Raw genomic sequence first — 13,128 nt, 5'->3', positions numbered from 1 at the left:
AAGGCTCAATAATAAGAATGGGAAAACAACTCACTTCTAGTTAAGGAGTGGGAGGGCTGTTCAGAAGGGTTTCCTGCACCTGATGATCCAGCGATTTCAGCTTTTCGGAGCGAGGTTGGGCCAGGGCAGCCTCCATATCGGGTTTCTCAATCTGCAGGTTCACTTCCCGGGCCTTCTGAACCAGGGCTTGAAAGAGGCGCCGCTGTTCCTGCCGGCGGGGCAGATACTCGGGGTGCCACTGCACGCCTAGCACAAACTCCCGCTCCACGTGCTCAATTGCCTGCACCACACCGTTGCTTTCACGGGCTACCACCTCCAATCCCTTTCCCGGGGAATTCACGGCCTGATGATGCAGGGCATTCACCTTCAATTTTTTGCAACCGATGATCTGAGCCAGTTTACTTCCGGGTTCAAAGGTGATCTTCTTAACCGGAAAAATGCTGGAGGGATTTGGTTCTTCTTTGTAGAAATCGTCAATCTCCTGGTGCAGGGTTCCCCGGAAGTAGACGTTCAAAAGCTGCGAGCCTCTACAGATTCCCAGCAGGGGCAGGTTCTTTTTGATGGCCTGATCGATGAGTTGAAACTCCAGATGGTCGCGGGCGTGGTCCAGCGACCACTGAGGTTTGCGGCTGAAAAGTTTCCGGACGAAGAACAGGGCAGGGTAGTAGATCCAGCGGGTAAAACGCCATATCCGTTGGAAGAAGTTTTTTTTGGGGTTCTGAAGCGTGCGTTGCAAGTACTCCTGGAATACCGCTTCCTGCTGGTAGGTTTTTGGGTCTACATCGGCCCCGCCGCCTACAATGAGGCCCTGCAAACCATCGGCAGTGCGCGGGTTGTTGGGTGTGATGTGGACAGGTTTTCCGCCGGCCAGCAACACCCCGAAGGCCGTGAAAACCCATGCAACCTCCCCGCCTTTGTCTGGACCGGTGATGCCAATGGTGGGTCGGGTGCGGTTGATCTTATTTTCTTTCTGCGTTAGTGTAGCCACTGTTCGGTTTTTTTACACCATTTAGTCTCAAACCCCAGCAGAGTGTTTTCCTTAAGGTTCAGGTAATCCAGACTCATCTCCGTGATTTTATCGGGCCGGTTAGCCAGTTCTTCAATCACTACCCAGTTGTTCCATTCCTGGGCCAAAGTCCAGTCGGGGTCTGAGATGCAGGAGTTGGGCAGACGGTAATGGAAGGTTTTCCGGGCCTTTACGCTACCCAGGTTCGTATAGGCGTTTACCTGCTCTTTTCGCAAAAAGGAGAACAAAGGATACAAATCCAGGGGGCGGTTGCGGTCTGGGTTGTACTGGTGGTAATCATCGATGAGTTGCTCCAGCGAGGGATTGTACGACGGGTTCAGCACCAAAGCGTTATACTCCGGAGGAAAGGGGTTGATGAAGGATGTCAGGTTTTTGCGGGCGAAATCGGTCTCTCCGGCCTCCAGCAGCCAGGGGTACAGCAGCAGGAACGCCCTAAGATAGCGGAGAACGGTAGCTGGCTCCGTGTCGGGGATTTCGGTGTTGATGTGGGTTCCGAAGGCATTGGTGAAAAACGCTTCGGTGCCTTTGGCCTGGTGCTCGTACAGGGTCTGGCGCAATAACTCCAATTCCTCTAATTGGTGGTAGGGAAGCGGCGGAACCCCAATCTCGTATGGAATCACCTTTTTGATGACACTTTCCAGGGCATCGTCAATCTTTTCCTCCAGGGTTTCCTGCCCCAGCCGGATGTGCTCAATGTCCAGGTTCAGTTTCTCAAAGAAAGGCTTGTACTGCTTCTCGGTGAGCAACTTCAAGTCAATCTCCACGCTGAAATCACCTAAGCGGGTGTTGGCCACTTTAGCCGAGAATCGGTTTTCCCATTGTACTTCGCCTCCGTACAGGGTCTGGACTATCTCCACGCACTCGTTGATGCCTACGTTGGCGAACTCCAGCTCAAAGCCCACGGTCCGCACCTTGCCTTCGTTATTCTTCTCTAGGGGTAGTGGCTTGAAAGACATAGTTTTACAATCTACACGGTTCTCCTACACGAACGGGTAAGAGCCGGAAGCGTTACACCTTTTGTACTTTTTGGTAGTGAAATAGTGTTTCTACTCTTGTTGCACCCTACCTTTTTGGTTCCTAAGGATGTACCCACTGAAAAAGAAAAAGCGTTTAGGGTCTCTTTTCTGAAAAAGAGCTCCTAAACGCTTTGGTACTTTCTGGCTGAACCTACACTTCCCAAGAGGAAAGGCGGGTTTAGCGGTGCAACAACTTAAGGGAGTATCCTAAAGCCCTAACCGGCTTGGTGAGTTATAATTGGAGTAGCCTACGCGATCATTTGGTTGAATTCCTCCTCGGATACAATCTTCACGCCCAGGGTGGTGGCTTTTTCCAGTTTGCTGGGTCCCATTTTGTCTCCGGCTACCAGGTAAGACAGCTTTTTGGAGATAGAGCTCACAATCTTGCCGCCGTTGGCCACAATGGCGTCCTGCAGTTCCTCGCGGGAATAGCCTGAGAATACCCCTGAAACCACGAAGGTAAGTCCGGCCAGTTTATCGCTCTGCGGCTCCACCACCGCTACTTCGCCCAGGTCTAATTGCAGCCCGTGGGTGCGCAGGCGCTCCACCAAATGCACGTTGGCTACGTCCTGGAAAAACTCCCGCACCGAGGCAGCGATTCGGCCCCCAATCTCCGGTACTGCGATCAGTTCTTCCTCAGTGGCGGCCTTTAAGGCATCGATGTTCCGGAAGTGCTGGGCGAGTTTCTGGGCCACCGTGTTACCTACAAACCGGATGCCCAAGGCAAACAGGACTCGATCAAACGGTGCTTCCTTTGAATTCTCCAGCGCCTTCAGGATATTCTCAACCGTGGTCTTCTGGAAAGTGACGATCCGGTTCTTGCCGGTTTCCTCGTTCACAAACGTCTTCTTCAGACCAAACAAGGTGTCATAAGTAAGATCATACAGGTGATCTGGGCTGGAAACCAAGCCTTGTTCTACCAGCAGTTCAATTTTACCTTCGCCCAGGCTCATGATGTTCATGGCTTTTCGGCTGATGAAATGCTCCAGCTTGCCTTTTACCTGCGGCGGACAGCCTTTCTCGTTAGGGCAGTAGTGGTTTGCTTCGCCCTCGGTACGGATGAGCGGCGTACTACAGGCGGGGCAAATGGTGGGGTACACAATGGGGGCGGCGTTTTCGGTTCTCAACTCGGTTTTCACCGCCGTTACCTTCGGGATGATTTCGCCGCCTTTCTCTACCACCACCCGGTCATGGATCATCAGGCCGAGGCGCTCAATCTCGTTCGCGTTATGCAGGGAGGCTCGTTTAACGGTAGTTCCGGCCAAGAGCACCGGCTTCATGAGCGCCACCGGCGTCACGGCCCCGGTGCGGCCTACGTTGTATTCAATGCCCAGCAGTTCAGTCACCGCTTCCATGGCTTTGTACTTGTAGGCCATGGCCCAGCGCGGACTTTTGGCGGTATAGCCCAGTTCCTCCTGCTGCGCGTAAGAATTCACCTTTACCACAATGCCATCAGTAGCGATGGGCAGTTCAAAGCGTTTGGTTTCCCATTCATGGATGAAGTCCATCACTTCTTCAATGGTGCCGCACACGCGCCAGGTAGGCGAAACGTTCAAGCCCCAGCGCTGCAAGGCCTCTAAGCTTTGGGAATGGCTATCAAACAGGGTTGGGGTGCTCAGTAAACTATAGGCAAACATGCTCAGGCGGCGGCGGGCCACTTCTTTGGAGTCCTGCAGTTTCAGGGTGCCGGAGGTGGCGTTTCTTGGGTTGGCCATCAGGGCTTCGCCGATTTCCTCGCGCTCTTTGTTCAGTTCCTCAAACACCGTGAAGGGCATGAACACCTCGCCTCTTACTTCCACCTCGGCAGGCAAATCGGCTCCGTGTAAATGCAGCGGAATGGTTCTGATGGTGCGTACGTTGGGGGTGATGTCATCGCCCCGGGTACCATCGCCGCGGGTGACGCCGGCAGTCAAAGCCCCGTTGGTATAGGTGAGGCTCATGGCCACGCCATCGAACTTCAGTTCACAGACATATTCTACCTCGTCACCGGTTACTTTGCGCACCCGTTTGTCAAACTCCCGCACTTCGTCTTCAGAGTAGGTGTTACCCAGCGAGAGCATGGGATATTTGTGCTTTACTGTGGGGAAATTTTTGGTGATGGTGCCGCCCACGCGCTGGGTGGGGGAGTTGTCTGAGCGCAAAGCTGGATGCTGCTCTTCCAGTTGTTGCAGCTCTTGCAGCATTTGGTCGAACTCATAGTCAGTTACTTCTGAGACGCTGTTTTGGTAGTATTGGTAGTTAAGGTAGTTCAGGCGAGTGGTCAGCTCCAAAATACGGGCTTCGGGGTTCTGCTCAGGCATGGGTGAATGGGTTGGTCTTTAAGCAAAGGTAGGGAAAAGGGCGCTTCTCTTCTCTCTTCCCGCGTTCCTGTTTTCAGCCCGATTTTTATAAATTGCCCTGAAAAGTAATCTGACCAGCCGCTGCTTCATTCCACAGAAGCCAGTACCTTTAGCGTTTCCTCAACCAAGCAAAAGAACATGTCTTACATCATCATGGGAGTGTCCGGGAGTGGGAAGTCCACGGTGGGCAAGCTGCTGGCCCAGAAACTTCAGCTGCATTTCATTGACGCCGATGACCATCACCTGGCCCCGAGCATCGAGAAAATGAGTCAAGGAATTCCGCTCACCGATGAAGACCGGGCCGAGTGGCTCCGCAAACTGAACCACTTGCTATTGGAAGCCGAAAAAACCAGACAGGAAGTGGTGATGGCGTGTTCTGCCCTCAAAGAAAAGTACCGCCAGGTTTTGCAGCAGAATCTGGAAAACGAGCTTAAAATAGTCTACCTGCACGGCGACCAGGAACTACTCCAAAGCCGACTTGGAAAACGAAAAGGCCATTTTATGCCTGCGGCACTGCTTGCCTCTCAACTGCAAACCCTGGAGGTGCCCCATAACGCCCTGAAGCTGGATGTGGTAAACTCGCCGGAGGTTTTGGTGCAGCAGATTCAGGAAGGTTTCTAACCCCGGGTTCCTGCCCAATTATCCTCTGGTCCAGAAAACCCATTTAATAAGGTTATCTTTGCGTTTTCAAAGTTCCTTCAATTGTACCTTGTCATGTCCTTTTCAGAGTTAGGCTTATCTCCGGCGGTTTTAAAAGCAGTTGCCGCGCAAAAGTATCCGCAACCTACCCCCGTGCAGCAAGCCGCCATCCCCGAGATCCTGAAGGGAAAGGATTTGCTGGGTATCGCGCAGACCGGCTCGGGGAAAACGGCGGCCTACGCTTTGCCGCTGCTGGACAAGATACAAACGAACCGGGCCTTTAAAAACCGATTTGTCAAAGCCTTGGTGCTGGTTCCCACGCGGGAACTGGCCTTGCAGGTAGGGGAGGTGTTTCTGTCTTTCAATGCCCTCATGCCCATCCATATCAAAACCCTGGCGGTATTCGGGGGCGTATCCATTAATCCGCAGATGATGAAACTGCAGGGTACCGACATTCTGGTAGCCACGCCGGGCCGATTGCTGGACCTGGTAGATTCCAAGGCGGTGCACTTGTCTGAGGTGGAAACCCTGGTGCTGGACGAAGCGGATAAAATGCTGAACCTGGGCTTTGAGGAGGAGATGCGCCAGATTCTGGCCCTTTTACCGAAAAGACGCCAAAATCTGCTGTTCTCCGCCACCTTAGACAACAAGGTGAACGCCATACAGGAAACGCTGCTGCATGAGCCGGTAACCGTTGAAATCAAAGAGGAAGAGAACACCGGACCTTCCCTTATCTCCGAAATCGCCTACCTGGTGGAAACCGAGCGCAAAGGACCGTTTCTGCGGTATTTGATTAAACACCACCAGATGCAACAGGTGCTGGTGTTTGTATCGGCTACGCAACGGGCCGATCACCTGGTCACCAAACTAGCCAATAACGGCATCAAGGCGGTTGCGCTGCACAGCGGTAAAAGCCAGGGCGCCCGAACCGAGGCCCTCGCCTTGTTTAAGAAGGGAAAGGTAGCCGTGTTGGTGGCCACCGATCTGGCCTCCCGCGGAATTGATGTGCAATACTTGCCTTACGTGATCAACTATGATCTGCCGCGCTCCTCCAAAGACTACGTGCACCGCATCGGGCGGACGGGTAGGGCAGAATCTGCCGGCGATGCCATCACACTGGTGACGCCAGAGGACGCACACCACTTCAAGATCATTCAAAAGCAAACCAAGCGGGTAATACCCACTAAGGAAACGAAAGATATTGACCTGAAAGGTTTCTGATTTTTTTGAAACTTGAGTAAAATAGAAAAAGCGTTTAGAGCCTGTTTTCATGTAAACAGGCTCTAAACGCTTTTATGCTGTGAGAAATTGATTTAAGACATTATGGATTGGTTGACCAGATGCCGGCTTCCTTCAAGAATACCCGACGATTCAACTTTAACTGCAATACCACCAGCTCTGCAAAGTCTTCAGGTTGCATCACTTTGTCAGGGTTTCCGTCGGTGAGTTTCAAATCCACGGCTAGGTCGGTGGCTATGGTACTTGGGGTAAGGGTGGTCACCCTGATATTGTGTTTCCTGACTTCCTGCATCAGCGACTCAGACAAACCCATCAGCCCGAATTTAGAGGCGCTGTAGGCACTTGTCACCGCTGAGCCCCGCTGGCCGGCAGTTGAGGATATATTCACAATGTCACCGGTTTTCTTGGAGATCATGGCGGGCAACACCGCGCGAGTTACATAATAGGGACCCATTAAATTTACCTTGATGATGTGCTCCCATTGCTCTGGTTCCAGTTCCAGAAACTTCCCAAAGGCCGCCGTCCCGGCATTGTTGATGAGGGTGTCAATAAAGCCTAGCTCGTGCTGCACATGTTCCACTGCCTGGTTTACGCTATGGATATTGGTGACATCGGCGGTTACTACCGAGGTTTCCACTTCAAATCCCCTTATTTCATCGGCTACTTTTTGTAGATCGCGCTCGGTGCGGGCCAGCAATCCAATGTTCACTCCTTCTTTTGCCAGTGCAATTGCCAGCGCCCGGCCAATCCCTTTTCCCGCTCCAGTGATGAGCGCCGTTTTTCCTTTCAAAGATTCCATACGAAGTACTTTAATGCTTATCAAAATAGGCAAAACCACCGCTACCCACCTTTAGTAATCCTTTTTCGGCAATATGCGTGGCCTTTGCCCATGAGTTTAACGAGCGAATTTCCCGCTGGTTCTGTTTCTTCGGCTGGGGATGGTTCTTTGTGGATCGTCTTTTTGAAATAATCTTACCCGTGGAATATCCTAAATGCGACTTAGGTGTTTCGCGGCTGTTTTTATTAAAACATACCTGAAATGAAAGTTGCTGGGTATCTCTAAAGCAAAAGGGTTTCCGTTTTAAAAGTTCGCCAAAAGTGAAATTCCGTTGAGGTTTAGTTGCATCAATCCATTTCTCATCTAACAAGTAAAATAGGACCGGTTTTATTCAGGTGGATGGGAAGAGGATCAGGATAACCGAATTTTTTTTAAGCCCGTAAATTGATTTTGGAGGGTTTCAGAAGGCTAAGTTTCTTTGGGTCTATTTTCAGATAATCGGGTTAAAAAAAGGATTCTAGAGATTAGGTTCGTATATTGAGGTTTCTACACGAAAGGGTACATTTCCTGTGCAAAGTATAACTCCCCCATATATGAATGCAATTGAGAGAAACAACGTGCAGGTCAGAGGCAGAGGGCAAAAGCCCATGCTGTTCGCCCACGGATACGGCTGCGACCACACCATGTGGCGCTACGTGACCCCGTCGTTTGAAGACGAATACAAAATAGTTCTTTTTGACCATGTTGGCTTCGGGAAGGCAGATACCTCTGTGTATACCTTGGGGCGTTATGCCTCACTCCAGTCCTATGCAGTAGATATCCTAGAAATCTGTGAGGAGCTTGAATTAGAAGACGTGATTTTTGTAGGTCATTCGGTGAGCGCCATGATTGGGGTGCTTGCTTCCATTCTTGACCCAGCCCGATTCTCTAAATTGGTTTTGATCGGGCCATCTCCGCGCTACATCAACGATGAGGAGTATACCGGAGGCTTCTCTCAGGAAGGAATCAACGACCTGCTTACTTCCCTGGACAGCGATTACCTGAACTGGAGCAAGGCCATTGCGCCCGTGATCATGGGCAATCCGCAAAGGCCAGAGTTGGCGCAGGAACTGGCGCAGAGCTTTTGCAAAAGCAATGAAGTTATCGCTAAAGATTTCGCCCGCATCACCTTTCTTTCAGACAACCGTTCTGATCTGGCCAACGTGAAAACCGAGACCCTGATTCTGCAATGCTCCGAAGACGTGATTGCACCCATGGAGGTAGGGGAGTACATGCATCGGAACTTACCTAACAGTTCCTTTAAACTGCTGTCCGCCACAGGGCATTGCCCTAACCTAAGTGCCCCTGAAGAAACCATTGCGGCCATTCAGGAATTCTTGAATAAATAACTTTCTAAAAAGAAGAGGGGAGCCCGTGGCCCGTTTCTTCTACATGGAAAGCAGGTCAAGCATCGGTTTTAATGGATATAAAGGAACTCAGGAAAACAAACGGAGATGTGTATTTTCAGGCCTACCGTTTGCCTCAGAACGAATACATTTTCGCCAACTGGATTGGCATTCAGTCCTTGGAAACCGTGGTGATGGGCGGGAACCATATTCTGTCAATGCTCAGAGAACGGCCCTGCCGGGGTTTACTTAATTGCAACCACGAATTGATTGGTCCCTGGGAAGTAGCTGTCCCGTACATGGCCTTGAAATGGGTGCCCGCAGCAAGCATTCTGGGACTGCGGTATTTTGCCCATGTCTTGTCCCCGGGTATTTTCGGTCAAAGGTCCTTTGCTTCGTTTCAGGGGCAAGTCAAAGATAGGATGTCTATAAAAGGCTTTATTTTACAAGAAACAGCGGAGGAATGGCTGTTGCGGCATATAGCTGAGGAGGCTTCCTGAGTTTTTCATTTTCCCTTCAACAAACAAAAGCCGCTTTAAGCCTTCTTTCCAGAAAATGGGCTCAAAGCGGCTGAAATGTTTTTGAACGGTATTGTTATTCTTTTACCTGAACTCCTGACGCTACAAACGTGATAGAAGGCTTGGGTGATGTAATGGCGGCGATCTCCTCCTTGCTCTTACCTGCATCCTCAGCGAAATGCCGCTGGTCTGCCACGCTTACGGTATCTTTCAAGGCTATTCCCTCAAAGACTACTTCTTTCCCAACAATGTCTTTTGGCATAAAGAAACCATAGTTTTTGAAGGTCACCCGCATGGGTTCATGCCCTTCAACGGCTACTTCCATCCAACAGCCTTTTGCCTGGCAAACCTGCACCACGTTGGTGGCAACTTTGGCTTTCGCTGAATCCTGGTCAGCCAGGAGCTTTGGCAACTCAGAAGCATTTAGGGCGCCCTCGGGAGTGATCTTATCGCCGTAGATTTTTACCTTGGCAGTGGAAGCTTTGGCGGTGTTTTGGGGAGAATCACCGTTTTGGGTGCAATTGCCTAACAGAACCGAGAGAGCTAAGGCAGTTGAAAAGAGTAGCTTTTTCATGAAAGTGACAGATCGTTTCTGGGTTTAAAGCTACTGAACTTTCCCAAAGTACAAAAACGGGGTCGGCCTATTTCTTCAAGGCTTGGGTTGTGTTCCGTTTGGAGATCAGCTCCATGCCTTTGGCTTTCTTGCCCCGCTTGGTATAAAACTGGCATTTGATAAGGCCGTGCTCCAGGGAAAAATACTCCTCTACCTTGAAGACATCGCGCAGCGGCATGCCCATAGCATCCAGTTCTACCTCATAGTTGTAACTGATTTTATAGCAGTCAAAGGTACCTGCCGGGGTAGTGATTTTTTCCAGGGCTTCTACCTTGCGGTCTGTTGCTAACATGGAAATTTGGGTTATATTTACCGTAGAGGAGCGGACCTTTACACCCAGCTTTCCGTCGGGCAGTTTTTGGCCTACCTTCATCTGTTGGGGGTAGGCAATGTCAACGGGAGTGAAATCAAAATCCTTACCTTCAAAGGCTTTCAAGACCTGTTCTCTCAACAGCAGCATGGCATCCAGGTAAATGGTGTCACCGGAGCAACGGATGTGGTATTCATCTGACGTTTCGGGGCGGTTGTCTTTATTTCTGCGGGCACTCTTGAAGGTTGTGACAAGCACTCCGTCTTCGTCGGTGACCTGCTGTACCACTTTGTTGTTTAGCGTGCCTTTGTTGCGGCCCTTGTCAGTTACCTGAAAAACAAACTCGGTGTTCTTTGCCAGGCCTAGGGGCTGTTGGCAGTTTTGGGCCAGTACAGCGTCAGGGGTAAAGCCAAAAGCCCAAAGCAACACCACACCCAGTACTTTAAAGTATACTTTTTTCATAGAGGAAGTTTCCCTTGTCTTTAAGGGTAAACTGTTGTTTATACGTAGCGGCAGATTACTTGGATATATTGTACTTTTTGAACTTTAATAACGAAAGAAACGAGCGGGTTTTACGTTCGTATTTCTTTCACTGGCACCAAACCCAATAACTATGGAAAACCCTACCCAACCTGTACACAAACTCTCTGACCTGGCCTCCCTTCTTCTGGACAAACTGAAAGCCGCCCAAACCGACATCACCCTAGATTTCCAGGACATGACGGTGCAGGGGCCCGGGCCGCAGGGGCAGCCCGGTCAATGGAAACTCAACGGCCAACTCTCGCTTAAAACCAAATCATCGGGTTCTAACCCCTCCTAGCCATGAAGGAGTTTCCCTTTGAAATCTCTGGCCGACTGGTGCTCACCGTGCTGCAGGATCATGTCTTGATTGTGGCCGAGGCGAACTATTTCATTGTCAACATAAAAGACCATGCCGCCCTGGAGCGGGTGCTGGAAAACCTGTTGCCGCCTTCTCCCTCGGGGAAGAGCAGCGTCAGTTTGCTGGAGAAAATGGAAAAAGCCAAAGAACTGAACGAAACCCTGCGCCGCGCCGGCCTGGTGCTGGATGTGCGGGTCAACAATAAAACCTACATTGAATTTGGTACCGGTAACGCACCCCGCATCACGGCAAACGCGGTGTTCAGGCAGGTGGGCTCCTGGTTTAAAAGAAGCTGAAAATGCCCTCTAAAATGCGCCTTACTTGCCTGTAAACTGGATTATTTAATATTAAAATAGGTAGATGCAACGTTCTTTTTGAAAAGTGCATCAAATGTGATGAAACCTGTAAACATTCTGTTAATTTTCAAGGTAGTACATAAGAGAGAAGCAGTAAATTAAACAAGGCAGGTAAAGCATGTTGGGCCGATGAATTTTTCTGAATCATGAAATCCGAAAACCAAAATAAAATAGGGGCTGGGAAAATGTCCAGCTTCGAGAAGATAGAGAAGGTTCCCCCTTTGAAGATGTTGCTGTATGTCAGCATGGCGGGTATGGCTATGTTGTTCTTCATGCTGACGGCCATGTTCCTCTTCAAAACCGGTGATGCCCCGTCTCCCTCTTCGTTCAACCTCCCCAAGCTTTTCAGCGTGAGTACTATCCTCATCCTGTTCAGCGGATTCTATATGCAGCAGGTGCCCGGTTCTTATGCCCAGGATGATCTGGTTAGCATGAAGAAAGGACTGATGTGGTCCTTGGTGCTGGGGATGGTTTTTGCCGTGGCGCAGATTGTAGCGTGGTATGAAATGGCTTCGGCGCGGGTATTCTTTGACGGACATCCGGCCGGAACGTTCCTGTACCTGTTATCCGCGCTCCACCTGTTACACATAGCCGGCGGACTGGCGTTCGCTTCGTATCTGTACGTGAAAGTGAACCGGGCTTCAGTTGATCCCATTCGTTCGCTTATCTTTAACCGTGACCCCTACCGCCTCATGCAGGTACAGATGCTCCGTAGCTACTGGCACTTTCTAGGCGCCATTTGGGTAGCCCTTTACTTTATCTTCCTCTTTACGCTTTAGAAATGGGAGATTGAGAGATTGAATGATTGAGAGAATTGGAGGATAGAGTAAAAAAGGCGCGGCTCGTAAATCTAAATTTACGAGCCGCGCCTTTTTTACTCTATAAGGTTATTCCAGATATTTACTTCCCTTCAATCCTCCTCCATAAAACTCCCATTCTCTCAATCACTCAATCATGCAATCTCTAAATAAATTTAGTCGCAGAAGTGGAGACTGTACAGGTCAAAGTTCTGGTGATTGAAGAGGGTATCAAAACGATAGCTGAATCCTACACCGGTGGGCTTTTTCCCGAACTGCACGTGCCGGATATAGGTCCGCAGGATTTCGTGGAGTTCAGAGTCCAGGAGCAGTTCACCCCAAACCGTCACCGGGTCCTGGTCGGGGTTCATTTTCTTTTCCTGGAGAACAAACAACACGTAGTAGATAAAATCTTCTGAGGAAGTGAAGAAGAAAGAGTTGCAGAACTCCAGCTTGAGGCCCTGCAGTACCACCAGCGTTACATAGTTTTTGTCTACGTAGATGAAGAGGTGCGGACGGGTGCTGCGCTCTGCCATGTGCAGGGTTCCTTCCATCAGGGCAGAGGTCTGGTGCACAAACTCCACCGGACTGCTTTGGAACTGCGGTTCGGTCCAGGCTTGAAGGGAGGCCGGCACGGTGAACACATTGATCAACTCTAACCTGGGGTGCTCATGATGGTGGATGCGCTCCTGCTCAGTATCTACCACTGCATTGAGTTTCAGGTACTCTTCGCGGGCATTAAGATCAAATAAGGCCTCTGGAATAAGGGTGAACTGCTGGTTCTTAATCCCGATGCGAACTTGCTGCCATGTTCTTTCCTGCAGCAGGCCGCTGGTAGAACCCAGGGATTTCAAAAAGGTAATGGCGTTTTCAACGGTAGAAGGCCTTTCGGCCTCGTAGTCTTCCAAAGCCACAAACTTGTTTCGTTGAGCATCCAACACTCCCAAACGAATCCGATGGGCCCCAAAACTGATGTATAGGTGAGCGCTGGCACTATAGCTAGGGTCAAAAGCGTCATCAATGACGCGTTGCGTCTGTCTGAAAGCCGGCACGGACGTAGTCAAGGGTTGAAGTTTAATGAAACGTAACTACAATATTACTGAATTAAAACCTACTCCCCATGAAGCACCCGCAGATTGCTGCAGATTAGAAGCCATTCACTACCTCGATAGGCCAAACTATTGCAAAATGTTGCTGCCCTAAACACTGGAGGGAGGATGCTTTACCCTTT

The 13,128-nt window shown here is 50.3% G+C and carries 15 protein-coding genes; 7 read left to right on the top strand and 8 right to left on the bottom strand.

Annotated features, from left to right (window positions below; translation table 11 throughout):
- Positions 1–40: 40 nt before the first annotated feature.
- From EFB08_RS19875 to ligA, 3 genes are all read right to left on the bottom strand, one after another.
- Complete coding sequence (locus tag EFB08_RS19875; protein ID WP_123128735.1) at positions 41–988, bottom strand: gamma-glutamyl-gamma-aminobutyrate hydrolase family protein; 948 nt, start codon at positions 986–988, stop codon at positions 41–43.
- A complete protein-coding gene (locus EFB08_RS19870) occupies positions 976–1,983 on the bottom strand; it encodes an amidoligase family protein (protein WP_123128734.1) in 1,008 nt (335 codons plus the stop codon). Before EFB08_RS19870 ends, EFB08_RS19875 begins: the two co-directional genes overlap by 13 nt.
- Positions 1,984–2,291: 308 nt before the next feature.
- A complete protein-coding gene (gene ligA, locus EFB08_RS19865; protein WP_123128733.1) occupies positions 2,292–4,343 on the bottom strand; it encodes an NAD-dependent DNA ligase LigA in 2,052 nt (683 codons plus the stop codon).
- A 177-nt stretch (positions 4,344–4,520) separates the two neighbouring features.
- On the opposite strand from ligA, the gene EFB08_RS19860 reads away from it, so the two are divergent.
- Positions 4,521–5,003 (top strand): gluconokinase, encoded by a 483-nt coding sequence (locus EFB08_RS19860; protein ID WP_123128732.1) that lies wholly within the window; start codon positions 4,521–4,523, stop codon positions 5,001–5,003.
- A 93-nt stretch (positions 5,004–5,096) separates the two neighbouring features.
- Complete coding sequence (locus EFB08_RS19855; RefSeq protein WP_123128731.1) at positions 5,097–6,242, top strand: DEAD/DEAH box helicase; 1,146 nt, start codon at positions 5,097–5,099, stop codon at positions 6,240–6,242.
- Positions 6,243–6,342: 100 nt separating this feature from the next.
- Here EFB08_RS19855 and EFB08_RS19850 read toward each other — a convergent pair whose 3' ends face one another.
- Entirely contained in the window at positions 6,343–7,059 is a 717-nt protein-coding gene (locus EFB08_RS19850; RefSeq protein WP_123128730.1) for a 3-ketoacyl-ACP reductase, read from the bottom strand.
- A gap of 10 nt (positions 7,060–7,069) precedes the next feature.
- On the bottom strand, positions 7,070–7,408 hold the full coding sequence (locus tag EFB08_RS19845; RefSeq protein ID WP_123128729.1) for a hypothetical protein: 339 nt from the start codon (positions 7,406–7,408) through the stop codon (positions 7,070–7,072).
- Between the two features lie 223 nt (positions 7,409–7,631).
- On the opposite strand from EFB08_RS19845, the gene EFB08_RS19840 reads away from it, so the two are divergent.
- A complete protein-coding gene (locus tag EFB08_RS19840; RefSeq protein ID WP_123128728.1) occupies positions 7,632–8,426 on the top strand; it encodes an alpha/beta fold hydrolase in 795 nt (264 codons plus the stop codon).
- A 71-nt stretch (positions 8,427–8,497) separates the two neighbouring features.
- Complete coding sequence (locus tag EFB08_RS19835; protein ID WP_123128727.1) at positions 8,498–8,923, top strand: hypothetical protein; 426 nt, start codon at positions 8,498–8,500, stop codon at positions 8,921–8,923.
- Between the two features lie 94 nt (positions 8,924–9,017).
- Here the strand turns inward: EFB08_RS19835 and EFB08_RS19830 are convergent, their stop codons facing one another.
- Together EFB08_RS19830 and EFB08_RS19825 are read right to left on the bottom strand one after the other, a co-directional pair.
- On the bottom strand, positions 9,018–9,515 hold the full coding sequence (locus EFB08_RS19830) for a DUF4920 domain-containing protein (protein WP_123128726.1): 498 nt from the start codon (positions 9,513–9,515) through the stop codon (positions 9,018–9,020).
- A 67-nt stretch (positions 9,516–9,582) separates the two neighbouring features.
- Positions 9,583–10,326, bottom strand: a complete 744-nt coding sequence (locus EFB08_RS19825; RefSeq protein WP_123128725.1) for a TapB family protein — start codon at positions 10,324–10,326, stop codon at positions 9,583–9,585.
- Between the two features lie 151 nt (positions 10,327–10,477).
- Between EFB08_RS19825 and EFB08_RS19820 the strand changes: the two genes are divergently transcribed.
- From EFB08_RS19820 to EFB08_RS19810, 3 genes are all read left to right on the top strand, one after another.
- The gene (locus tag EFB08_RS19820) at positions 10,478–10,684 is read left to right on the top strand and encodes a hypothetical protein (RefSeq protein ID WP_123128724.1); all 207 of its coding nucleotides are present in this window, start codon (positions 10,478–10,480) and stop codon (positions 10,682–10,684) included.
- 2 nt (positions 10,685–10,686) lie between these two features.
- The gene (locus tag EFB08_RS19815; RefSeq protein ID WP_123128723.1) at positions 10,687–11,040 is read left to right on the top strand and encodes a hypothetical protein; all 354 of its coding nucleotides are present in this window, start codon (positions 10,687–10,689) and stop codon (positions 11,038–11,040) included.
- Between the two features lie 206 nt (positions 11,041–11,246).
- On the top strand, positions 11,247–11,879 hold the full coding sequence (locus EFB08_RS19810) for a cytochrome c oxidase subunit 3 (protein WP_125077815.1): 633 nt from the start codon (positions 11,247–11,249) through the stop codon (positions 11,877–11,879).
- Positions 11,880–12,073: 194 nt separating this feature from the next.
- Here the strand turns inward: EFB08_RS19810 and EFB08_RS19805 are convergent, their stop codons facing one another.
- Positions 12,074–12,961 (bottom strand): DUF3822 family protein, encoded by an 888-nt coding sequence (locus EFB08_RS19805; protein ID WP_165864976.1) that lies wholly within the window; start codon positions 12,959–12,961, stop codon positions 12,074–12,076.
- Positions 12,962–13,128: the final 167 nt, after the last annotated feature.

It is taken from the genome of Rufibacter latericius (genome assembly GCF_003721515.1).
GTDB lineage: Bacteria > Bacteroidota > Bacteroidia > Cytophagales > Hymenobacteraceae > Nibribacter > Nibribacter latericius.
The sequence above is the reverse complement of the archived record's forward strand: the minus strand, read 5'-3'. Positions and strand labels throughout refer to the sequence as shown.